General features: G+C 68.1%; 19 protein-coding genes and 1 tRNA gene. 8 read left to right on the top strand and 12 right to left on the bottom strand.

Annotated features, from left to right (window positions below; translation table 11 throughout):
• Positions 1-6: 6 nt before the first annotated feature.
• Complete coding sequence (locus ACAG24_RS02960) at positions 7-810, bottom strand: YhjD/YihY/BrkB family envelope integrity protein (protein ID WP_370471192.1); 804 nt, start codon at positions 808-810, stop codon at positions 7-9.
• Between the two features lie 24 nt (positions 811-834).
• Here ACAG24_RS02960 and ACAG24_RS02965 point away from each other — a divergent pair, with 24 nt between their 5' ends.
• A complete protein-coding gene (locus ACAG24_RS02965; RefSeq protein WP_370471193.1) occupies positions 835-1,509 on the top strand; it encodes a CDP-alcohol phosphatidyltransferase family protein in 675 nt (224 codons plus the stop codon).
• On the opposite strand, the gene ACAG24_RS02970 is transcribed toward ACAG24_RS02965, so the two are convergent.
• Together ACAG24_RS02970 and ACAG24_RS02975 are read right to left on the bottom strand one after the other, a co-directional pair.
• On the bottom strand, positions 1,460-2,974 hold the full coding sequence (locus tag ACAG24_RS02970) for a phytoene desaturase family protein (protein ID WP_370471194.1): 1,515 nt from the start codon (positions 2,972-2,974) through the stop codon (positions 1,460-1,462). The genes ACAG24_RS02965 and ACAG24_RS02970 overlap by 50 nt on opposite strands.
• A complete protein-coding gene (locus tag ACAG24_RS02975; RefSeq protein WP_370471195.1) occupies positions 2,971-4,089 on the bottom strand; it encodes a glycosyltransferase family 2 protein in 1,119 nt (372 codons plus the stop codon). Before ACAG24_RS02975 ends, ACAG24_RS02970 begins: the two co-directional genes overlap by 4 nt.
• A gap of 84 nt (positions 4,090-4,173) precedes the next feature.
• Here ACAG24_RS02975 and ACAG24_RS02980 point away from each other — a divergent pair, with 84 nt between their 5' ends.
• The 5 genes from ACAG24_RS02980 (at position 4,174) to ACAG24_RS03000 (ending at position 10,343) form a co-directional block, all read left to right on the top strand.
• Positions 4,174-4,947, top strand: a complete 774-nt coding sequence (locus ACAG24_RS02980; RefSeq protein WP_370471196.1) for a carotenoid biosynthesis protein — start codon at positions 4,174-4,176, stop codon at positions 4,945-4,947.
• On the top strand, positions 4,940-6,490 hold the full coding sequence (locus ACAG24_RS02985) for an FAD-dependent oxidoreductase (protein ID WP_370471197.1): 1,551 nt from the start codon (positions 4,940-4,942) through the stop codon (positions 6,488-6,490). Before ACAG24_RS02980 ends, ACAG24_RS02985 begins: the two co-directional genes overlap by 8 nt.
• A 70-nt stretch (positions 6,491-6,560) precedes the next feature.
• On the top strand, positions 6,561-7,631 hold the full coding sequence (locus tag ACAG24_RS02990; protein WP_370471198.1) for an AI-2E family transporter: 1,071 nt from the start codon (positions 6,561-6,563) through the stop codon (positions 7,629-7,631).
• Positions 7,632-7,707: 76 nt separating this feature from the next.
• Positions 7,708-8,727: a glutaminase A gene (gene glsA / locus ACAG24_RS02995; protein ID WP_370471199.1), complete on the top strand. Its 1,020-nt coding sequence runs from the start codon at positions 7,708-7,710 to the stop codon at positions 8,725-8,727.
• Positions 8,724-10,343: an MFS transporter gene (locus tag ACAG24_RS03000; RefSeq protein ID WP_370471200.1), complete on the top strand. Its 1,620-nt coding sequence runs from the start codon at positions 8,724-8,726 to the stop codon at positions 10,341-10,343. Before glsA ends, ACAG24_RS03000 begins: the two co-directional genes overlap by 4 nt.
• On the opposite strand, the gene ACAG24_RS03005 is transcribed toward ACAG24_RS03000, so the two are convergent.
• Positions 10,340-10,834, bottom strand: a complete 495-nt coding sequence (locus tag ACAG24_RS03005; RefSeq protein ID WP_370471201.1) for an SRPBCC family protein — start codon at positions 10,832-10,834, stop codon at positions 10,340-10,342. The two genes, ACAG24_RS03000 and ACAG24_RS03005, sit on opposite strands and share 4 nt — an antisense overlap.
• A 60-nt stretch (positions 10,835-10,894) precedes the next feature.
• On the opposite strand from ACAG24_RS03005, the gene ACAG24_RS03010 reads away from it, so the two are divergent.
• Entirely contained in the window at positions 10,895-11,665 is a 771-nt protein-coding gene (locus ACAG24_RS03010) for an ESX secretion-associated protein EspG (RefSeq protein ID WP_370471202.1), read from the top strand.
• Here the strand turns inward: ACAG24_RS03010 and ACAG24_RS03015 are convergent.
• The 6 genes from ACAG24_RS03015 to ponA2 form a co-directional block, all read right to left on the bottom strand.
• Positions 11,652-12,404 carry a hypothetical protein gene (locus tag ACAG24_RS03015; protein ID WP_370471203.1) on the bottom strand — a complete coding sequence of 251 codons (753 nt, stop codon included), beginning with the start codon at positions 12,402-12,404 and terminating at the stop codon, positions 11,652-11,654. The two genes, ACAG24_RS03010 and ACAG24_RS03015, sit on opposite strands and share 14 nt — an antisense overlap.
• The gene (locus ACAG24_RS03020; RefSeq protein WP_370471204.1) at positions 12,401-13,675 is read right to left on the bottom strand and encodes a hypothetical protein; all 1,275 of its coding nucleotides are present in this window, start codon (positions 13,673-13,675) and stop codon (positions 12,401-12,403) included. Before ACAG24_RS03020 ends, ACAG24_RS03015 begins: the two co-directional genes overlap by 4 nt.
• A 209-nt stretch (positions 13,676-13,884) precedes the next feature.
• A tRNA-Pro gene (locus ACAG24_RS03025) sits at positions 13,885-13,958 on the bottom strand.
• 243 nt (positions 13,959-14,201) lie between these two features.
• A complete protein-coding gene (cds1, locus tag ACAG24_RS03030; RefSeq protein ID WP_370471205.1) occupies positions 14,202-15,296 on the bottom strand; it encodes an L-cysteine desulfhydrase Cds1 in 1,095 nt (364 codons plus the stop codon).
• A complete protein-coding gene (locus ACAG24_RS03035; RefSeq protein WP_370471206.1) occupies positions 15,293-16,255 on the bottom strand; it encodes a metallophosphoesterase in 963 nt (320 codons plus the stop codon). Before ACAG24_RS03035 ends, cds1 begins: the two co-directional genes overlap by 4 nt.
• Positions 16,256-16,301: 46 nt before the next feature.
• Positions 16,302-18,770 carry a transglycosylase/D,D-transpeptidase PonA2 gene (ponA2, locus tag ACAG24_RS03040; RefSeq protein WP_370471207.1) on the bottom strand — a complete coding sequence of 823 codons (2,469 nt, stop codon included), beginning with the start codon at positions 18,768-18,770 and terminating at the stop codon, positions 16,302-16,304.
• Positions 18,771-19,067: 297 nt separating this feature from the next.
• On the opposite strand from ponA2, the gene ACAG24_RS03045 reads away from it, so the two are divergent.
• Positions 19,068-19,424 carry a WhiB family transcriptional regulator gene (locus ACAG24_RS03045; RefSeq protein ID WP_370471208.1) on the top strand — a complete coding sequence of 119 codons (357 nt, stop codon included), beginning with the start codon at positions 19,068-19,070 and terminating at the stop codon, positions 19,422-19,424.
• Positions 19,425-19,538: 114 nt separating this feature from the next.
• Here the strand turns inward: ACAG24_RS03045 and bagB are convergent, their stop codons facing one another.
• Both bagB and bagA read right to left on the bottom strand, forming a co-directional pair.
• A complete protein-coding gene (bagB, locus tag ACAG24_RS03050; protein WP_370471209.1) occupies positions 19,539-20,666 on the bottom strand; it encodes an ATPase BagB in 1,128 nt (375 codons plus the stop codon).
• A gap of 60 nt (positions 20,667-20,726) precedes the next feature.
• The gene (bagA, locus tag ACAG24_RS03055) at positions 20,727-21,779 is read right to left on the bottom strand and encodes an ATPase BagA (protein ID WP_370471210.1); all 1,053 of its coding nucleotides are present in this window, start codon (positions 21,777-21,779) and stop codon (positions 20,727-20,729) included.
• Between the last annotated feature and the right edge of the window lie 32 nt (positions 21,780-21,811).

Raw genomic sequence — 21,811 nt, forward strand, 5'->3', positions numbered from 1 at the left:
CCGCGGCTAGGTGCGCATCAGCTCGTCGAGCACGACGGTGACGCGGAATCCGCACAGCACCAGGATGTGCAGCACGAACAGCCACAGCGCCAGCGCCGACACCGCACCGACGATGGGCAGGCCCCCGAACGGCGCGGACCACGGGATCGGGATGGCCAGAAAGAGCAGGAAGCCCTGGAGGAACCCGGCGACGATGGCGCCCGTGCTGAACGCGCCGATCACGACTGGACGCAGCCGTAACCGTCCCGGCCCGATGAGGCCGAACACGCCCAGCAACGCCGTCGACACCGCGATCCACACGATGTGGAACGCGACCACCACACCCCACACCAGCGACCACCCGCCCGCCGCGTACAAGGGCCCGACGTACGACGACGATGCCAGCACGGCGAGCACCAGGAACGGCGCGACCGCCGCGACGCCGAGCAGCCCCGCCCGGCCCCGCCAGCCGGTCAACTTGTCCTTCGTGGCCGTCATCTGGACGAACGCCCGACGCAGGCCCTCGCCGTACAGGCTGGCCGGGAACAACACGACCAGCGCCTGCGGCCAGGACATCGCCAGGGCCACCGACGTCAAGGTCCGCAACGCCTCCGGTGTGCCGTGCCCGTCGGGTAGTCCGGCGATCCCGGCGTCCATGGCCGCGACGACGGCGTCCTCGCCGACGAGCCGTCCGACGGCCCACAGAGACACCAGGGCCAGCGGCACGAGCCCGATCACGCCGAAGTACGTCGCGCCGGCCGCCCACAGCGTCAGGTCGCTGACCGGGAACGTCCGGCCGATGTCAGAGGCGAGTTTGCGCACCCGGCTCATCGGCGTGCCTGGCAGGCTGGAGCGATGACAGACGGGCCGGCTGAGGACGCGCAGTGGTCCGCGTTGCACGGCGGGGTGCAGCCGTCCCCGATGGTGCGCGGCTGGCTGCGGATGATCTGGGCGCTTGCCAGGGGGCCGGTGCTGCGTGTGCCGCCCGACGTCCTGTCGGCCCTCGGTCTGCTGACCCTGGTCGGGGCGTGGGCGGCGGTCGAAGGGCCCGGGTGGCCGGCGCTGGCGGCCGTGCTCGTGATCGCCGCGGGCGTCCTCGACGGACTCGACGGTGCCGTCGCGATGCGCACCCGGCGCGCGCGCCCTCTCGGCGCGGTCGTCGATGCCGTGGCCGATCGCCTCGGCGATCTGGCGCTGGGCGCGACACTGGCGGCGCTCGGTGCGCCGCTGCCGTGGGTGCTGGCGTCGCTGGCGCTGCTGTTCGTGATGGAGTACCTCCGCGCTCGGGCACAGTCGGTCGGGATGCCCGGCGTCGGCGCGGTGACCGTCGCCGAGCGGCCCACCCGGTTGATTCTGGTGGCAGCGGCCGCACTCGGCACCGCCGCGTCCCCGACCGGCTTGCCGCTGATCGGGTGGGACTGGGCGAGTGCGACGGCCGTCGCGTGGACGGTCGTCGGGATCGTCGGCATGGTGCAGCTTGTCATCGGGGTGCGGCGGACGATCCCTGCGCGGTTCCCGCCCGACCGATGAGGCCGGCGACGATCTCGGCCGACATCAGCACCAGCGGGATGCCGCCCCCGGGATGGGCCGACCCGCCGACCAGGTACAGCCCGGGGATCGCGCCCCGGTTGGCCGGGCGGCGCAGCGCCGCGCGGGGGCCGTGTGACGCGGTGCCGTAGATCGCGCCCCCCGGGGCGCCCGTACGGCGCTGCAGATCGGCGGGCGTCAGTGTCTCGACGAAGCGGATGCGGTCGGCGACGTCGACGCCGCGCGCGGCGAGGACGTCGAGCACTCGTCGGGTGTAGCGCTCGCGCAGGCCGGGCGCGTCCCAGTCGACGCCGCGGTCGGGGGCGAGCGAGGGGGCATGTGAGGGGGCGTTGACCATCACGAACCAGCCTTCGTGGTCGTCGTCGGGGCGCAGCGCAGGATCGTCGGGCGAGTGCACGTACACGGTCGGATCGGCCACCGGGTGCGGCCGCCGCCCAAAGATCGCGTCGAACTCGGCGGCGTAGTCGGCAGGAAAGTACACGCGGTGCGCCGCGCCCTCGCTGCGGCCCGAAAGCCCCAGCAACAACACGAACCCGGCCATCGACCGCGGCGTCCGTCGCACCCGCCGGCGCGCACCCGCCGCGACGCCGGACGGGAGCAGACCGTCGTAGAGGTCTTTGGCGTCCGCATTGCACACCACCACGTCGGCGGACACCTCTCGGCCGCCCACCCGCACCCCGCGGACGCGGCGATCGCCCACCAGGATCCCGTCGACCCGGCTGCCGGTCTCGATGACCACGCCGAGCTCACGGCAGCGGGCGGCGATCGCGTCCACGATGCGGCGCAGCCCGCCGTCCACATACCAGGCGCCGAACTCCTGCTCGACGAACGACGTGACCGCGAGCACCGACGGCGTCCGGCGCGGATCCGAACCCGAATAGGTGGCATATCTGTTGAGCCACATGCGCATTCGCGGGTCGGGCAGCAGGCTCCTGCCCAGCGCGTCGATCGTCTGCCACGGCGCGACGGCACGCAGATCGGCGGGCCGGGCGCTCATCCGGGCCAGCGCCGCCAGCGACACCGGGCGGCGCAGCACGGGCTCGCCGACCAGTTCCCACAGCCGCCGCGACCGGGCGTGCAGCCGCTGCCATGCACTGCCTGCGCCGCGGCCCAGCGCCTCGTCGAACGCCGCCGGGATCCGCGCGAGCTCATGGGGGACGGTCAGCTCGGTGCCGTCGGCGAAGACGTAGGTGAACGCCGGCTCCACCGGCTGCAACACGAGGTCGGTCGGCCCGCCGGTGTCGGTGAACAGCTGCTCCAACACCGCCGGAACGGTCAGCAACGACGGACCGGTGTCGAACCGGAACCCGTCGCGTTCCCAGACCCCCAACTTGCCGCCGACCTCGACGGCGCCCTCGAACACGGTCACCTGATGGCCGGCCGCCGCGAGCCGCGCCGCGGCCGCCAGCCCGCCGAGGCCGGCGCCGATCACCACCACCGCGCTCACAGCGCGCGACCCTTCCAGTGCAGGGTGCCCCGCACCCGGCCGACCCAGGATGCCGCAAGTATCCCGACCAGCGCGGCGACGGAGACGGGATGGGCGACTGCGTCCCACGGACGGCCGGACCACCTCGACGCCAGCACCCGCCCGACGGTCGCAGCCGCGTAGCCGACCGCCCCGATCCGGTGCCCGCGCACCGCGCCGACGGCGGGGACGACGTAGACGACGATCAACGCCGCGCCGACGGCCACCGCACCTGCGGGGGAGCCGAACGCCGCCCACAGCGACTTGCGGTACCCGTCGAAGAGTTCGCGCCCGTCGAGATACATGTGGCACGACGCCAACTGCGATCCGTCGGCCAGCCCGGTGCGTCCGCCCGCCACCCGCACGGAACGAGCCAGCCCGATGTCGTCGAGCACCGCCCCCGACACAGAATCCCAGCCGCCGGCACGGGCGAGCGCGTCGGCCTCCACCACGAGAAACTGCCCGTTGGCCACCGCCATCGACGGACGCCGGGAGCGTTCGGCGATCCGCAGCGGAAGCGTGGTCAACCATGACCACGCCAGCAGCGGCTGGATCAACCGGCCGAGCGCCCCCACGGCGACCTGCCGGGGCCACGGGCTCACCAGATCGAAGGGCTCCGGACCCCGCAGGACGGCGACCGCGGCGGCCACCGCGTCGGGCGCCAGGGTCACGTCGGCGTCGACGAACACGAGGATCTCCCCGCGCGCGGACGCCGCCAACTGCGCGCACGCATGCGGCTTGCCCAGGAATCCGGCCGGCGGAGCGGTCCCGGCCAGGATGCGCAGTCTCGGATCGCCCGCCGCGGCCGACTCGACGACGGCAGCGGTACCGTCGGTGGAGTTGTCATCAAGAACCATCACCTCGACGTCGCCGAGCCCCCGCTGGGCGAGCACCGACCGGATCGTCGGCGCGATTCGGTGTGCCTCGTCGCGCGCCGGGATCAGCACCGACACGGCGGTGTCCACCGGCGGCGGATCGGTCGGTGGGCGTCGCAGCAGGCGCTGGTTGAGAATCTGGTGGGTGGTACCCAGGCAGGCCAGCACAGACCCGGCCACGGTAAGGATTCGCAGCGTTTCACGCGGACGAGCACCGGGCATCTGCAAACTCTACGGAGCCAAGCCGCTGTGCCTTCCGCAGGTACGACATCGTCGCCGTCCGTCAACGACACCGGAGGTCCACGCGTGGCTCTGGCCGCCCCTGTAGTGAGGTTCCGCGCTCCGCGCATCAGCTGGTCGTTGGTGGCCGCGGCGATCGCGGTGCAGATCCTCTACCCCCTGATGCCCGAGCCGTGGCGCACCTCGGTGACCGTGACGAGCGTGATCGTCTTCTTCATGGCTGCGGTCGCCGATGTGGCCCGGCTGCACGGCGTCGCGCGCGCGATCCTGTTGATCGTGATCGCCGGCGGCGGTGGACTGGTGGCCGAGGCGGTCGGCGTCGCGACCGGATTCCCGTTCGGGCCGTACGCCTACACCGGCACGCTGGGGCCGGAACTTCTCGGCGTTCCGCTGGTCGTCCCGCTGGCGTGGGTGATGATGGCGTGGCCTGCGCTGGTGGTGGCCCGCACTCTCGCGCGCCGCGGCGCCGCCGTCGTGCTGATCGCCGCGTTCGCGCTGACCGCTTGGGACGTGTTCCTGGATCCCCAGATGGTGGCCGCCGGGCACTGGTTCTGGTTCGATTTCGAGCCGGGGCTGCCTCTCATTCCCGGTGTGCCCTTGACCAATTACGCCGGGTGGCTGCTGGTGTCGGTGGTGATGCTCGGCGTGCTGCACGCCGCGCTGCCCCGCGAGGACGCACCGTCGGGCCCCGCCGCGACGCTGTACCTGTGGGTGTATTTCTCGTCGGTCATGGCGCACGCGGTGTTCTTCGGGCTGCCGGGCTCGGCAGTCACCGGAGGGATCATCATGGGTGCCGTCGCGATCCCGTTCGCGGTGACTCTGTGGAGGCGTCGTGGGTGACCCGTTGAAGCGGCGCGCGGCGCCGCTACGCATGCGCCGGATCCCGTTGGTGACGCCGGATCCGGCGCTTCCGCGAGATGTCGCGCCGGGAACCGAGGCCGTCGTCGTGGGCGGCGGCCTCGCGGGGGTGTCCGCGGCCGTGGTGCTCGCCGAACGCGGCGTGCGCGTCACCCTGATCGAGGCGGCCGGCCATCTCGGGGGACGACTGGGCGCGTGGCCCGAATCCCTGCCCGACGGCAGCACGCAGATCATCGAGCACGGCTTCCACGCGTTCTTCCGCCACTACTACACGTGGCGCGCCATTCTGCGGCGAGCCGACCCGGACCTGGCCTTCCTCGACCCGGTGCCGCACTACCCGGTCATCTCGGCGACGTGGCCCGCCGAAGACCTCTCCGGCCTGCCCGCCGCACCCCCGTTCAACCTGCTGGCGCTGGTGCTGCGCTCGAAGAGCCTGACCCGCAGCGAGATGCTGCGCGCCGACCCCGAAGCGGGGCGGGCCCTGCTCGCCTACGACCGCGCCACCACGATCGCCGAATTCGACGACGTCGACGCCGCGGCATTCCTGGACCGCCTCGGGATGACCGAGCGCACCCGCAGCATGCTGTTCGAGGCATTCGCGCGGTCGTTCTTCTGCAACCAGGACGCACTGTCGGCAGCCGAACTGGTGGCCATGTTCCACTACTACTTCCTGGGCAACCCGGAGGGTATCGGCTTCGACGTGCCCAACACCGACCACGCGACAGCGATATGGAATCCGCTGCGCGAGCACCTGATTCGACACGGCGCCGATATCCGCCTCGGAGCCGCGGCGACGAATGTCGCGCCCGAGGGCCACGGCTGGCGCGTCGAGCTGGCCAGTGGCGAGGGGCTCTGGACCAGGCATCTGATCCTGGCGCTCGATCCGGGTGCGTTGCGGTCGCTGGCGGCCGCCTCGGAGCTGGGTTCGGTCGCGCCCCAGCTTGCCGAGCACTGTGAAAAACTCACTGTGGCACCACCATTCGCGGTCAGCCGGCTGTGGCTGGACCGTGACGTCGCCGCGGACAGGGCGGTGTTCAGTGCGGTGACAGGCCAGCCCAACCTCGATTCCATCGCGATCTATTCCCGACTCGAGGAACCCAGCCGCCGGTGGGCCGACGCCACGGGCGGATCGATCATCGAATTGCATTCGTACTCCTGCGCATTGAGCGACGCCGACACCGCGGCTCAGGCGCTGCGCCGTGAACTGGCCGTCCTGTGGCCGGAAACCTCCGAGGCGCAGGTGCTGCACAGCCACGACCGGCTGGAGTCCACGGCCCCGTCCTTCCCGCCGGGCTCGGCAGGGTCACGGCCGCGGGTGCGCACCGACGCCCGCGGCCTGCGGATCGCCGGGGATTTCGTCGAACTGCCCTACCTGTCGGGCCTGATGGAGCGGTCGTCGATGTCGGGTGTGCTGGCGGCCAACGACGTGCTCGCCGAACTCGGGGTCGCCGCCGAGCCGATCGACGGCATCCCGCAGCGGGGCCTGCTGGCCGGCGTGCCGGAGATTCCGCGCCGCGCGCGCTGAGCCGGCCGTCTCGGGAGTTGGCGGCGCGTTGTCCGGTCGTCGCCGGACGCCTCGGGCAGAATCGACGCACATGGCCGCAGGTGCCGGGGACGGCGCGTCGCAGCGTTCCCCCACGGTGCTACACCGGGCCGGGGTCGCGAGCTGGTCCGTGCTGGGAATCGTCGCGCTGACCGTCGTCGCCGCTGCTGCGCTGGGCGCCGTCAGCGGCATCATCATCCCGCTGGTGATCGCCGTCATCCTCGGAATCGTGCTCGAGCCGGTCTCGGAAGGGTTGCGCCGGCTCGGAATTTCGGCCGCGCCGGCGGCTGCGCTGACGCTGCTGGCCGCCGTCGCGGTGACAGCGGGGATGGTAGCCGTTGTGGTGTGGGGTTTCCTGCAGCAGTGGCCCGAGATCTACCGGCAGCTGATCTCCGGATGGACGTCGCTGGTCGACTACGTCGCGGGCCTCGACTTCGACACCCAGTGGCTCACCCGCGCCCGATCCGCCTTCGAGGCGCACGCACCGCAACTCGGGCAGGGTGTCCTCGGCGCGGTCACCGACACCTTCTTCGGTGCGGTGTCGCTGTTCATGGGCGTGCTGCTGGCGGCATTCTTCCTGTTCTTCGCGCTGCGAGACGCGAACCGCTTCCCCGGCTGGCTGTCGCGCAGCACGGCACTGCACGCCGACGAGGTCGCCGAGGTCGTCGCCCTGACCCGCCAGTCGGTCCGCGGCTACTTCAAAGGCACCGCCGTCACGGCACTGGTCACCGCCCCGATCTTCATGGTGCCGCTGCTGCTGCTCGGTGTGCCGCTGGCCATCCCGATCTTCATCCTGTATTTCGTCCTGTCGTTCATCCCGTTCCTCGGTGCGTGGATCACGGGTGTGTTCGTGGTGCTCATCGCGTTCGGTGCGCAGGGCCCGACGGCGGCGCTCATCCTGGGGATCACGTTCGTCGTCTCCAACGGCACGATCCAGAGCGCGGTCAGCTCGTGGGCTCTTGGCTCATCGCTGAGCCTGCATCCGGTGGCCGTGCTGCTCGCCACGATGATCGGCGGCACCGCGGCGGGGTTGCTCGGCATGGTGATCGGTGCGCCGCTGGTGGCCGCCGTCGTCAAATCCGTGGCGGCGGTTCGGCGACTGCGCGCAGAAAGGGACCGCTAGGCGGCCCGGTTGCCTAGTCTCGAAGGTGCCCGGCGTCGCCACGACCGGCGACAGCGGGCCGGGGAGGGGGACCGCGATGGACGTCGATGTCGGCGACGTTGCGCAGCAGGCCTATACCGGCGGACTTCCTGAATGGACGGAAGTCGAGTCGCTCGTCGAAGCCGCGTACCGGCGCTGCCGGTCGGAATCCGGCGGTGTGGTCGCCGACTACATCCCGGTGCTCGCGCAAGCCGATCCGGACTGGTTTGCCGTCTGTGTCGCCGAAGTCGACGGGAGCGTGCACGCGGCCGGAGATGCCGGCATCGAGTTCAGCATCCAGTCCATCTCCAAGGCGTTCGTCTACGCCCTGGTGTGCGAGTCGCTCGGACACGACGCCGTCGCCGACCGCATCGGCGTGAACAACACCGGCCTGCCGTTCAATTCGGTGATCGCCATCGAACTGAACGACGGCCATCCGATGAACCCGATGGTCAACGCCGGGGCGATCGCGACGACGGCACTTGTGCCCGGCGCCACCTCCGTTGAACGGTGGAGTGCAATCGAGTCCGGGTTGTCAGAATTCGCGGGACGGCCACTGCAGGTCGACGAGACGGTGTATCAGTCTGAGGCACAGACGAATCAACGTAACCGCGCCATCGCACGCCTGTTGGAAAGCTACGGCCGCATCGACCTCGACCCGCTCGAGGTTGTCGACGTGTACACGCGGCAGTGCTCGTTGCGGGTCACCGCTACCGATCTCGCGGTGATGGGAGCGACGCTGGCCGACGGGGGAGTCAACCCCGTGACCGGGCGGCGCGTGGTGTCGGCCGGGGTGTGTAGGGACACGTTGGCAATCCTGGCCTCCACGGGCGCCTACGAACGTTCGGGCGAATGGCTCTTCGAGATCGGCCTGCCCGGTAAATCCGGTGTGGCCGGCGGACTCGTGACGATCGCGCCGGGTAAGGCGGGTATCGGCACCTTCTCTCCGCCGCTGGACCCTGCGGGTAACAGCGTGCGTGGCCAGCGCGCCACGGCCTACCTCTCACGGGTGCTGGGACTCAACATCTTCGCTTCACAGGCGCACACGCTCGCGGCCCGACGGAAGGACGGAAGGTGACCGACGAACCAGTGGTGGACAACGAGGTTCGTTCCTCGTGGATCCCGATGGTGGGCTTGTTCCTCGCGCAGATGCTGATGTCGTTCAACGTTGCGGCACTGCCGGTTTCGATCGGTGGGATGGTCGAGGACTTCGGCGTCCCTCCGACCGCGGTCAGCACCGCCATCGTGACCTATGGGCTGGTGGTGGCTGCCCTGGTCATGGTCGGCGCGAAGATCGGCCAGCGCGTCGGATGGATCGTGGTGTTCCGGGTCGTCGTCGCGGCGTTCGCCGGATCGGCGTTGATGATGGTGCTGTCGCCGTCGGTCGCCTGGGTGATCGCCGCGCAGGGTGTGGCCGGTGCGTCGGCAGCCATCATCGTGCCGTCGCTGGTCGCGCTGATCGCCGCGAACTACTCTGGGACGCAACAGGCTACAGCGGTGGGCTCGCTGGGCTCTGCGCGCGCGCTGTCGGGCGTCAGCGCATTCCTGATCGGTGGCACCCTGGGCACGTTCGTCGGCTGGCGCCCGGTGTTCGTCATCGTCCTGGTGCTCGCGATCGCAGTGTTCGTGTTCAGTTTCCGGTTGCGCTCGGCGCCCGGTGACAAATCCGTCGACATCGATGTGTTCGCGGCACTGCTGATCGGCGCTGCCATCGTGGCGCTGACGCTCGGTTTCAACAATCTGAACGGGTGGGGCGTTCTGCAGGCCAACGCGGACGCGCCGTTCGACATCGCCGGACTGTCGCCCGCGCCGGTATTGGTGGTCGTCGGAATCGTGCTGGGACAGGCCTTCTTCCTGTGGACCCGGACCCGCACCCGCACGGGCAAGGTGCCACTGGTCAGCTTGTCGGTGCTCGGATCCTCACGCGAGCGCGCAGCGGTCTATGCGATGTTCATCGTGGTCGCGCTCGAAGCCGCGCTGAACTTCACGGTGCCGCTGTACATCCAGATCGTGCAGGGCCGAACCCCGTTCGACACGTCGCTGGCCATGCTGCCATTCAACCTGACGGTGTTCATCACTGCGACCCTGGTGGTGCGGTTCTACAAGCGCTTCGCGCCACGCGTCATCGGTGTCTTCTCGTTCACATTGACAACCGTTGCGCTGCTGTGGCTTTCGTTCGTCGTGACGAACAACTGGGAAACTCTGCCGACCATCCTGGGGCTCTTCGTCTTCGGCGTCGGTCAGGGCGCGCTGGTCACTCTGGTCTTCAACGTCCTGGTGACGGCCGCACCGAAGGAACTCGCGGGCGATGTCGGCTCGGTGCGGGGCACCACACAGAACCTGGCCTCGGCTGTCGGAACGGCGATCGCCGGCGCCATGCTGGTCGGCATCCTGTCTCTGAACGTCGGTCAAGCAGTCGTCAACAACGTCGACATTCCTGATCGGCTCATCGCGCAGGTCGACCTCGACCAGGTCAACTTCGTGAGCAACGATCAACTGCGCGAAGTGCTCGCGGCGACGGACGCCTCCGAAGCGGAGGTGGAGGCGGCGGTGCAGGTGAACACCGATGCGCGGCTGCGCGCGCTCAAGCTCGGCCTGCTGATCCTGGCCGGCGTCAGCGCCGTCGCGATCCTGCCCGCCTCGCGGCTACCCGGATACCGGCCGGGCGAGATCCCGGAGAAGCTCGGGACTTAGGTGCGCTCGGCCAGCTCGGCAAGATGTTTCAGGGAGTTGTCCAGATGCTCGGGGCCGAACGGCGGGAAATCCATGTCGGGGTCCTGCACGCGTGACCAGTCGTAGGTGAGCGTGACGACGGTGCGATCTGCCCCGTCGGGTTCGAGGTCGTAGCGCCAGATCCAGCCGCCGTATTCGACGGTGTCGCCCTCGAAGGCGTCCCGGCCCGGGATATGACGGGGTTCGGCTCCAGGCATCCACGCGATGGCCAGGGGCCGGTCGAGGACCTCGACACGGTTGGACATCTCGTAGTGCTTGTTCGGGTGGCCCTCGTGGAACATCCCCATCCGGAAGACCTGCCCGACTCGTGTCAGCCGGCCGACGTCCACCGGCTGCTGAACCCAGCCGGTGCCGTCGATCGCGGCGTGGGTGGCCGGATCGGCCAGCAGGTCGAAAACGGTCTCGGCTGGTGCGTCGACGGTGATCTTCGCCGCCACAGTGTCGTCGGTCATGTCATGGCAGACCGAATTTGGTGTCAGAACTCATCACTGCTGCAACGGAGAATGGCTTGTGTGGCAGGCACGCGAAGTCTCCCGGAGTCGATCTGGTCCGAACTGGTGGGCACGGTCGCGGTGGTCGATCTGGAATCGGCGTGCGAACTGTACGGCGTTGATCTGCTGCCGTTTCCGCTGGGGCGCAGCCGGCCCGTTGGATCGGTCTGGCTCGCCACCAGGACGGTGCGGCCGATCGACGTGCGGTTGACTGACGGCGACCTTCAGGGTGTTCGAGCCTGGGTGAACGCCCTTGCGCAGCCAGACGTGTGCGTTGAATGCCGGGTGCACCAATTCGGCGAAGACACTTCGGATCTCGGTATGCACGGCCTGCGGTCAGGCGGGTCCGCGTTCGTCGCGGTGCAGGGCAGGGATCGAGACGGGGTCGACACCGTCGATGTGTACGCGGTGCCGCCGGAACTGTGGGGCGAAGTGGTGGCCGAAACGGTCGGGCTCGTCGGCCCGGGGGCGCACCCGCGCATTGCGGTAACGGCTGCCGGGCAATCGAGTCCTGACGAGTCCGACCTCGACTTCCTGATGCCGCCCGCCGACGTGACGGTCCCACACGTGGGCGCTAACGACGTCGTGGCGAGCGGAACGGTGCAGGTGCGCAGAGACGTGGCGCGATGCTGGGGCACAGACCCTGCCCTCCCGATCCTGCAATGGGTTCAGATCCGTAGCGACGGTGACTACGTCTTCGATTCCGGTGATGCCGAGAACGCCGAACCGGTCGACGTCGAAACGCTGACCGCGTACCTTGACGAGATGATCGCCGACGTCACCCGGTGGTGATGTCCGCTTCATCGAGACGCCGCAAGGCCCTTTCGTCAAGCAGTTCGTTGCGGTGTTCCGGGTGCTGCCAATAGAACCGCACCCATTCGCGAAGCGCGTCGCTGTCATCCGTCACAGCGTCGGACATGAACATCGCCGCCCGCCCTTTGGGCCGCCCGATGACAATGACCTCCCGCCCATTGCGCCGGCCCCGCAGCGGGCGATCCTCGATCTGCTCGACGTCATCCCATCGACCCCGCACGAACGAGCCCCAGAATCCGTTCCACACTTCGAAGCCGTCAGGGTTGAGCAGAAGGTGGCTTTCGCCTCCGTGCTTGAACGCCCGTAGCAGGGCTGGCGCTCCGAACCCGATAAGGAAGACGCAGATGACGATGTCTACCCGTCGGTAGCCCTGAGGGAGGTGAAAGTCGATCATTCCCGCGGCCAGGAAGCCCAGATAGAGGACCGCCCCGAGGACGGCCGAGAGGAAAGACATGTAGAACATCCGGTCGGCCCACTTGGGCGGTCGAATGAGGGTGCCTTCGGGGCCATAGTGCGTTCTTGGTCTTGCGGTGCCCCACACCACGTAGGCCATGTGGACAGCGAAGCCGACAAGATACGGCACCGCGGCGAAAATGACGATTGCTGTCGGATAGCTCCCCCGCAATAGCCAGATGAAACCCCATCCGGCCAGGAACCCGGACGCGCTAATCCCAAGCAGGACAAGGATTGACAGGCGGACTTTCGTAGTCGTCGTCATCGCGGGCAAAACGTATTCCCTATCCAATTGCCAAGGGCTTTGCCACCGAAGCCGGCGGCCAGCGCCGCAGACATGGACACGAGCGGCGTGCCCCCCGACGTAGCGACACCTGCCAGCGTTCCGGCAGCGACGGAAGTAACTCCCTCGGCCGTGGCGACGCATTTCTGGAATCCGGTTTCTGCGGTGGCAACATCCCACAACGAGGAAACGATGCCGATGGCCGGGCCTCCGTATTTGGCCCCGATCTGAACGCGCTCGGCAGCCTCTTGGGAGATCATCGGGAGGCCACCGCGGGCTTGCGCTTCCAGGCCGCTGACGGCTGTCTCCGCTCCGGTCAGCAGCGGGTTGTCGAACAGTTCCAGCGGGACATCCGCGACCGGGCGGCCTGGGGTGTGGACTGTGGCGCTTTTACGGCCGTCAGGATGCTGGAGAAGCGTCGTCGAGGTGCCGTCGGGCAACTTCACTGTGGTGACCTTCACATTCGCCATGTCGTCTCGGGCGAATTCGTTGAAGGTGACTGAGTTGGATTCGGAAACGATGTTTCCATCTTTGTCGTAGACTGTTTCAGTCGTGGCTGGGCTCCTGTCCGACCACTCCGTCCTGGCATATTCCGTGGTGACGTGTTTGGTTCCGTCCTGCTTGTAAATCGTTGTGGTGGTGGATACTTCTTCGCCGGTGATGGGGTCGTACTTCGTCTCGGTCTTCGTGTCGCGCACCGTCTGTGCCATGTCGGTATCCCGGATCACGGCCTGTTGCATCATGCCCACGGGATTGGAGGGATTGGGGACCTCGTCGCCGGGCCTCTGCGACCCAGGCGTCGGGGTGCTGAACGGATCGTCGGAAGCGCCCGGTACTTCGAATCCGTGCGGTTTCGCGGCGGCGGTCAGACTGTCGGCCGTCGCGTCGTCGGCAGCGCCCACTGCCAGCAGCAGCCGGTTGATCGTTGCCTGCTCGGCCTGGGCGCGCCTTTCGAGTTCCGCCGCGTCTTCGAGGGTCATCTTGGCGCCGGTGATCAGGACCACCCATTGCTCGCTGACGTACAACTGGCCCGTCACGTCGATATGGTCGGCCTTGTCCAACAACGCTGTTCGAGCTCCGCCGATCGTGCTGGCCCCTGCGGCGAGGGCCTCGCTGATCGCGGTGGTGTAGGCCGAGAAGGATTTCGTCTGGTTGCTCGCACGCTCGAACATCCCTGTCGCTGCGTCATGCGCGGCACCCGACCATGCCCTGGTGTCCGGCATCGTCGCGATGTTGGTGCTCAACGTCGCCACAGAATCGGCGACGGCTCTCCCGCGTTCCTCGATCGCCTTCCCGGTGAACGTCAGAGAGTCCGGATTCCAGCTCTCGAGCCGGGAGCGGGAAGGCAACACGTCTTAACGCTAAGTCACGGGAGTGGCAGGGCCCGACACCAATTTCGCCGTGAAACGAGAAGGCCCTGACCGAACGAGTCGGATCAGGGCCTCTCACTGCGTCACACGAGTCGGGGTGGCGGGATTCGAACCCACGACCTCTTCGTCCCGAACGAAGCACGCTACCAAGCTGCGCCACACCCCGAGTGAAGCCACGACAGCGTATCGCACGGGGCACCGTCGAAGCCAAACGCTTATCGGGGTTTGCGACACGCCCTGGGATGGAACAGAGGTGTCGGTGGCGTTATGCACACTAAGAGACGTAATCGACGGAAACGAGGCGTGACATGACTGGGTTGGGCGCATCGATCTACCTGGGCTTTTTCGCGCTGGCAGCACTGTGGCTGTTCCTGACGTCCGATGTGCCGCTGACGCGGCGCTCGAAGGATCAGGGCCAGCGGCCGGAGCGCTCGAATTCGGCCAGCGATCCGGCCGACTCCGACGGTTCGATGCCGTGGCTGCTCAGCCACTCCGGGCAGAAATAGGTGTCCGCATAGCGGTCACCGCTGTCGGCGAGCAGTGTCACCACTGATCCGCTGCACCCCCGCTCCACCATTTCTGCCAGCACACTGAACGCACCCCAGATATTGGTGCCGGTCGACGGGCCGACGCGGCGCCCCAGCACCCGGCTCACGTGATGCGCCGCGGCGACGGACGCGTTGTCGGGCACCGGCACCATCCGGTCCACGACGCCGGGCAGAAACGACGGCTCCACCCGCGGGCGGCCGATCCCTTCGATCCGGGACGACATGCCCGTCACGACATCGGGATCGTTGCGCTCGTAAGACGGGAAGAACGCCGAGTTCTCCGGATCGACCACGCACAGGCGCGTCGGGTAGCGCCGATACCGGATGTAGCGGCCGATCGTCGCGCTCGTACCGCCTGTGCCCGCCCCGACCACGATCCACTCCGGCACCGGGTGGGTCTCCTCGCCGAGTTGCTCGAAGATCGACTCGGCGATGTTGTTGTTGCCGCGCCAGTCGGTTGCCCGCTCGGCGTTGGTGAACTGATCCAGGTAATGTCCGCCGGTCTCCTCGGCCAGCCGCTGAGCCTCGGCGTAGACTTGAGCCGATTCCGAGACGAAATGGCAACGGCCACCTTGAGATTCGATCAGCGCGATCTTGGAGGCGCTCGTCGACACCGGCATCACCGCGATGAACGGCAATCCCAGCATCGCCGCGAAGTACGCCTCCGAGACCGCCGTCGACCCCGACGACGCCTCGATGACGGTGGTGTCCTGACCGATCCATCCGTTGCACAACGCGTAGAGGAACAGCGAGCGCGCCAACCGATGCTTCAGGCTGCCGGTGATGTGTGTGGTCTCGTCCTTGAGGTACAGCGCGACGTCGACGTCACCGGACCACTTCGACGGCAGGGGATAACGGAGGAGGTGCGTGTCCGCACTACGGCGCGCGTCTGCCTCGATCAGCCGGACCGCGTTGTCCACCCATGCCCGCGACTGGCGACAAGGGGACGCGCTCACCGCGCCGATACGGTCGGATGCTGCTGGCCGGCCCGCGACCCCGTGTCGGAGCCGCCGGTCGGTGCCGCGATGAGCGTCAGCATCGTCGCCTCGGGGCGGCAGCAGAACCGCAGCGGCGCATACGGCGACGTACCGATGCCCGCAGAGACATGTAGCTGGGTGCGGGCGCCCCAGCGCGACGGGCCCTTGGCGCGGGACCGGTCGAGATCGCAGTTGGTGACGATCGCGCCGTAGAACGGCAGGCACAACTGACCGCCGTGGGTGTGACCGGCCATCACCAGCTGGTAGCCGTCGGCGGCGAAGCGGTCGAGCACGCGGGGCTCGGGGGAGTGCGTCAGCCCCAGCGTCAGGTTCGCGGCCGGGCTCGCCGGGCCGGCGATGGTGTCGTAGCGGTCGCGGGTCAGGTGCGGATCGTCGACCCCGGCGGCCGCGATGTGCAGACCGGCCACCTCGAATTCCCGACGGGTGTGCGTCATGTCCAGCCAGCCGCGCTCGGTGAAGGCCGCCCGGAGGTCCTGCCAGGGCAGCGGCTCGCCGTGGATCCGGTGGGTCGGCTTCGTGAGGTAGTTCGCCGGGTTCTTCATCTTCGGAGCGAAGTAGTCGTTGCTGCCGAAGACGAAGACTCCCGGGACCGCCAGCAGGTCGCCTAGCGCCTGCACGACCGCGGGAACGGCCTTCGGGTGGGACAGGTTGTCGCCGGTGTTCACGACGAAGTCGGGTTCCCAGCGAGCCAGGTCGCGCAGCCACGCCTGCTTGCGTCGCTGCCCGGGCCGCATATGGATGTCGCTGATGTGCAGCACCTTCAGTGGCGTGGAGCCAGGCGAGAGCACCGGCATCGTCGCCTCACGCATGACGAAGGCGTTGCGTTCGATCAGCGAGGCGTACCCGATGCCCGCCACGAGGGTGCCGACAGAGGCGACGGCCGTGGTCTTGAGGATGTCACCGGCTGAAGCAGACATGAACGCCAGACTACTGCCAGAGCCTGTGAGCGACAGACTGTCGGGCTCAGCCCGGAGGCGGTGGCGGTGGCGGTGCGGCCGGGGGCGGCGGCGGCCCCAGCACTGGAACCGTGATCGGCGGCAGGCCCGGGATCTGGATGACCGTCTGCCCCACCGGTGGTGGCGGACCGCCCGGGGGACCGCCGGGCGGGGGCGGCGGCGGCGCGGGCGCGATGCCGTTGGAGATCTGGATCGTGACGATCGAGCCGGGGACGGTCTGGCCGCTGGGGGCCGTGCCGACCACTGTGCCGTAGGACGAACCGCTGTTCACCGGGGTCGCCTGGTCGGCGACCTGGAAACCGGCTTCGCGGAGCCGCTGGCGGGCGGTGTCCTGGTTCAGGCCCGCCACACTCGGTACGCGCGACCCCGGTGCGCCCTCGACGTAGCGCGGATCGGTCGGGGGCAGGACGACGTCGCCGAAAGCCGTGGCGATCGGGTTCATCGCGGTGAACCACGTCCGGGCGGGTTCGTTACCGCCGAACAAGTTTCCGGAACCGCACTGTCGCAACGGGAACGAGCACAGCTCGGTCGGCGCGGTCGAATCGTCGTAGATGTAGCTCGCCGCCGCGTACTGGTTGGTGAAGCCCAGGAACGCCGACGACCGGTTCGCTTCCGTCGTTCCGGTCTTGCCGGACATCGGCAGGCTCCAGCCGACCGAACCGGCCGCGCCGGCGGCGGTGCCCGCACCCGTGTCGTCCTTGCTCATCGCCACGGCCAGAGTGTTCGCCAGACCCTCGGGAACCACCTGCTCACAGGTCTCGGTGGTCACCGACACCTGCTCGCCGTAGCGGTCGTACACCTCGGCGATCGGGTTGGGCGGGCACCACATGCCGCCGGAGGCCAGCGTCGCGGCGACGTTGGACAGCTCGAGGGCGTTGACCTCGATCGGGCCCAGCGTGAACGAGCCGATGTTCTGCCGTTTCACGAAGTCGGCGAGGCTCTCGTTGCTCTCGGGGTCGTAATCGCGCGCGGTGCCGGGCAGCGCGTAGGACCGCAGACCCAGGCGCACCGCCATGTCGACCGTCCGCTGCACCCCTACCTGCGCGATCAGTTTCGCGAACGCGGTGTTCGGGGACGTCGCCAGAGCGTCGGTGACGCTCATCGTGCCGCGGTAGTTGCCGGCGTTCTGCACACACCAGGTCGCCGGCGGGCAGCCGCGGGCCCCACCGCTGCCGAGGCCCTTGGCCTCGAAACGCGACGGGGAGTCCAGCTGAGCGTTGATGCCCATGCCCATCTCCATCGCGGCTGCGGTCGTGAAGATCTTGAACACCGATCCGGCGCCGTTGCCGACGAGCGAGAACGGCTGCGGCTGCATCGTCTCCCCGGCGTCAAGGTTGAGGCCGTAAGTGCGGTTGCTCGCCATCGCGAGGACCGGATGCGTCTCCTTGCCGGGCTTGATCACGCTCATCACGCTTGCGACGCCGTCCAGGTCTGGGCTGGCGTACTGGGTGATCGCGTTCTTGACCGACGCCTGCACATCGGGATCCAGCGTCGTCTTGATCAGGTAGCCGCCCTTGGCCACCTGGTCCTTGCTGATGCCCGCCCTGGCCAGATAGTCCAGCGCGTAATCGCAGAAGAACGCGCGGTCACCTGCGGCGATGCAGCCGCGGGGCAGTTCCTTGGGCTGCGGAAGAATGCCGAGCGGCTGCTGACGGGCCGCGCGCAGCTCCTCCGCGTGCTCGGGCAGGTTCTCGATCATCGTGTCGAGCACCACGTTGCGGCGGGCCAGCGCGCCGTCGGGGTTGGTGTACGGGTTCAGCGTGCTCGTCGACTGAACCATGCCGGCCAGCAGCGCGGCCTGCTGCCAGTTCAACTCCGAGGCGTTGATCCCGAAGTAGGTCTGGGCGGCGTCCTGCACACCGAAGGCGTTGTTGCCGAACGACACGAGGTTCAGGTAGCGCGTCAGGATCTCTGGCTTGGTGAACGTCTTGTCCAGCGTCAGCGCCATCCGGATCTCGCGCAGCTTGCGTGCAGGCGTGGTCTCGATCGCGGCGCGCTTCTCGGCGTCGGTCTGCGCGATGACCAGCAGCTGATAGTTCTTGACGTACTGCTGCTCGATGGTGGAGCCGCCGCGGGTGTCGAGGTTCCCCGACAGGTATCCCGACAGGCCCGTCAGCGTGCCCTGCCAGTCGACACCGTTGTGATCGGCAAACCTTTTGTCCTCGATCGAGACGATCGCCAGCTTCATGGTGTTGGCGATCTGATCGCTCGGGACCTCGAAGCGTCGCTGCGAGTACAGCCACGCGATGATGTTGCCCTTTGCGTCGGTCATCGTGGAGACCTGGGGAACCTCGCCCTCGACCAACTGCGCCGAGCCGTTGGCAACCACATCCGAGGCGCGGTTGGACACCAGGCCGAACCCGCCGACGACAGGGAAGAGCAGGCCGGCGACGACCACGCTGGCGAGCACGACGCACCATGCGAGCTTGATGACCGTGACCGCGCGCGGCGGGCGTGTCGGGGGGTGCTCCGGCATGCGTACAGACTAGCGACGAGTTTGGGCGCTGCCTCTCTCGAGCAGCCGTAATGGCTCGTGACAGGGCATGTCAAACGCCGTGTCGCGGCACTGTACACATTTGACGGCACGGTCGTCCCAAAAAAGTGGTCACGAATGTATTGCGCAGAATGCCTGTGACCACCTAAATTGAGCGCACAGTGCGATGCAGGTCACACCCAGTACTCGCAATGTGGCGTAGATCGCACTAGCAATCGACGCGAGGGTTAACAGTCGTCTGCGTTGTCGGGGCGCGGCCAGAACGATAGGGGATCGCTGGTGTCAACAATCAAGCCCGCGGCTCGTAAAGCCACGTTGAGTCCACTTGCTCAGCCCATTGTGCAGGGCAAGGAGGCAGAAGCCCGTATTGCGTGGGTTTCGCAGGCCCGGTGTCGCCAGACCGATCCGGACGAGCTGTTCGTCCGGGGCGCCGCACAGCGCAAAGCCGCGGTCATCTGTCGCCACTGCCCGGTGATCGCGGAATGCGGCGCCGACGCCTTGGACAACCGCGTGGAGTTCGGTGTGTGGGGAGGCATGACCGAACGGCAGCGTCGCGCGCTTCTCAAGCAGCACCCGGAGGTTGTTTCCTGGGCTGACTTTTTTGCCGCCCAGCGCAAACACCGCACTGCTGGCTAATTAGCCTGGCGGAGTTTGGCAGCATTTAAGCCGCGATTGCCTGATTCGCGGGTTGGCTCAGCTGTCAGACACCAAAGCCTGTATCGGCGGACACCGCGCCTGCCTGGGGCGCGGTTACGCCGATTTCTCGACGCAGATCTGGTCCGCGATCGCCCGCAGCGCTTCGAGATCGGACACGTCGAACGGCAGTGACGGCACGCCGACGATGGCCACGGCCGGATTCGCGCCGGTGAACCGCGAGAGCAGTCGCACCTCCCGCTTGGCGGTCGACGCACGCGCGGCGTGGATGCGCAGCGCTGCGGCCGCCACCGAGTCGGGCTGGGACTTCTCCAGCTCGTCGGCGGCCTCCTCCGCCTTGTCGGCGTGGAGTTCGCACAGGGTCGGATGCGTCCGGTTGAGGATCAACCCGGCCAGCGGCATACGCTCGGTGGAGAGCCGGTCGACGAAGAACGACGCCTCGCGCAGCGCGTCGGGCTCGGCCGCCGACACCACCACGAACTGGGTGCCGCGCCGCTTCAGCAGCTCATAGGTGCGGTCGGCCTTCTCTCGGAAGCCGCCGAACGTCGCGTCCAGGGACTGAACGAAAGCTGCTGCGTCCGAAAGCATCTGGGATCCGAGGATGGTCGACATCGCCTTCATCGCCAGGCCCATCGCACCCGTCACCAACCGGCCGATCCCGCGTCCCGGCGCCAACAGCATGCGCCAGAGCCGGCTGTCCATGAAGCTGCCCAACCGTTTCGGCGCGTCCAGGAAGTCCAGCGCATTGCGGGACGGCGGGGTGTCGACGACGACCAGATCCCACTTGTCCTCTGCCAGAAGCTGTCCCAGTTTCTCCATGGCCATGTACTCCTGCGTGCCGGCAAGAGACGTGGCGACGGTTTGGTAGAACTGGTTGTCCAGAATGGCGTCAGCGGTGCCGGGGCCGGAGTACTGCACCACCATCTCGTCGAACGTGCGGCGCATGTCGAGCATCATCGCGTGCAGCTCACCGGTGACCTCGGGAGCCAGCGGCACCCGCTGAGGTGTGTTCCCGAGACTGCGGATGCCCAGCGCCTGCGCAAGGCGTTTGGCCGGATCGATGGTCAACACGACGACGGTGCGCCCGTATTCGGCGGCGCGCAACGCCATCGCGGCGGCGGTCGTGGTCTTGCCGACCCCACCCGCGCCGCAGCACACCACGACGCGGTTCGAGGTGTCCCGCAGGATCGAGGCCATGTCGAGGGCCGCCGGGGTCGTGCTCATCTGGTCCATCTCCTCTTCGCGCAAGCGCTCATCTGGTCCATCTCCTCTTCGCGCAAGCGCTCATCGCACGCCCTGCTGGGCGAGCTCGTCGGCGAGTTCGTACAGACTTCCGAGGTCGACGCCGTCGGCGATCGCAGGCAGATCGAGCCGTGCCACATCGAGATCGGCCAACTGCTGCGCACTTTCGGTGCGGGCCGCGATCCGGGTCGCGTGCTGGATGGTCTCGGTGAGCAGACCGGCGAAGTCGGCCTCCGACAGGGTGATACCCGCAGCTTGCAGCCCGGCCCGCACCGCATCCGCGTCGATGACACCCTCGGCGGCCTTGGCCAGATCGTCCGGCGCAAGATAACTCGGGATGTTGCGGTTGACGATGACGCTGCCGATCGGCAGGCCCATCTCCCGAAGCTCGGTGATCGCCTCCAGCGTCTCCTGGATCGGCAGCGCCTCCAGCAGCGTCACCAGGTGAATCGCCGTGAGATCGGAATGCAGCAGCTTGACGACACCCTCGGCCTGCGAGTGCACCGGACCGCCCTTGGCCAGATCGGACACCGCCTTCGTCACGTCGAGGAAGCGTGCGATGCGCCCGGTCGGGGGCGAATCGACGACCACCGCGTCGTACTTCGACCCCCTGCCCCTGGGCTGATCCTTGTCGTTGCGGGTGACGATCTCCTTGATCTTGCCCGTGAGCAGCACGTCCCGCAGGCCCGGCGCAATCGTCGTCGCGAACTCGACCGCGCCGATACGGCGCATGGCGCGCCCGGCCAGGCCGAGGTTGTAGAACATGTCGAGGTATTCGAGGAACGCCGCTTCGGTGTCGATCGCCAACGCGTTGACCTGGCCGCCGCGCTCGGCGGTCGCGATCTTGACCTCTTCATAGGGCAGCGGCGGAACGTCGAAAAGCTGCGCAATGCCTTGGCGCCCTTCGACTTCCACGAGCAGAACGCGGCGTCCGCCTGCGGCCAGCGCCAGCGCGAGCGCCGCGGCGATGGTCGATTTGCCTGTGCCGCCCTTGCCGGTGACGAAATGCAGTCGCGCTTTGGTCAGACGCGACGGCCAACCGGCCGGTGTGGAACCGTCCGGCGAGCCGGCTGCTCCAGATGATGTGGTAGCCACGCATGCATGCTAGCCATAGCGGCTCGGCTGCC

It is taken from the genome of Mycobacterium bulgaricum (assembly GCF_041287165.2).
Taxonomy (GTDB): domain Bacteria; phylum Actinomycetota; class Actinomycetes; order Mycobacteriales; family Mycobacteriaceae; genus Mycobacterium; species Mycobacterium bulgaricum.

Bases quoted from the DNA above. Each gene is read 5' to 3' on its own strand.
- ACAG24_RS02960 (WP_370471192.1), bottom strand. From the start codon at position 810: ATGAGCCGGGTGCGCAAACTCGCCTCTGACATCGGCCGGACGTTCCCG.
- ACAG24_RS02965 (WP_370471193.1), top strand. From the start codon at position 835: ATGACAGACGGGCCGGCTGAGGACGCGCAGTGGTCCGCGTTGCACGGC.
- ACAG24_RS02975 (WP_370471195.1), bottom strand. From the start codon at position 4,089: ATGCCCGGTGCTCGTCCGCGTGAAACGCTGCGAATCCTTACCGTGGCC.
- ACAG24_RS02990 (WP_370471198.1), top strand. From the start codon at position 6,561: ATGGCCGCAGGTGCCGGGGACGGCGCGTCGCAGCGTTCCCCCACGGTG.
- glsA (WP_370471199.1), top strand. From the start codon at position 7,708: ATGGACGTCGATGTCGGCGACGTTGCGCAGCAGGCCTATACCGGCGGA.
- ACAG24_RS03005 (WP_370471201.1), bottom strand. From the start codon at position 10,834: ATGACCGACGACACTGTGGCGGCGAAGATCACCGTCGACGCACCAGCC.
- ACAG24_RS03015 (WP_370471203.1), bottom strand. From the start codon at position 12,404: ATGACGACGACTACGAAAGTCCGCCTGTCAATCCTTGTCCTGCTTGGG.
- ACAG24_RS03035 (WP_370471206.1), bottom strand. From the start codon at position 16,255: ATGTCTGCTTCAGCCGGTGACATCCTCAAGACCACGGCCGTCGCCTCT.
- ponA2 (WP_370471207.1), bottom strand. From the start codon at position 18,770: ATGCCGGAGCACCCCCCGACACGCCCGCCGCGCGCGGTCACGGTCATC.
- bagB (WP_370471209.1), bottom strand. From the start codon at position 20,666: ATGAGCACGACCCCGGCGGCCCTCGACATGGCCTCGATCCTGCGGGAC.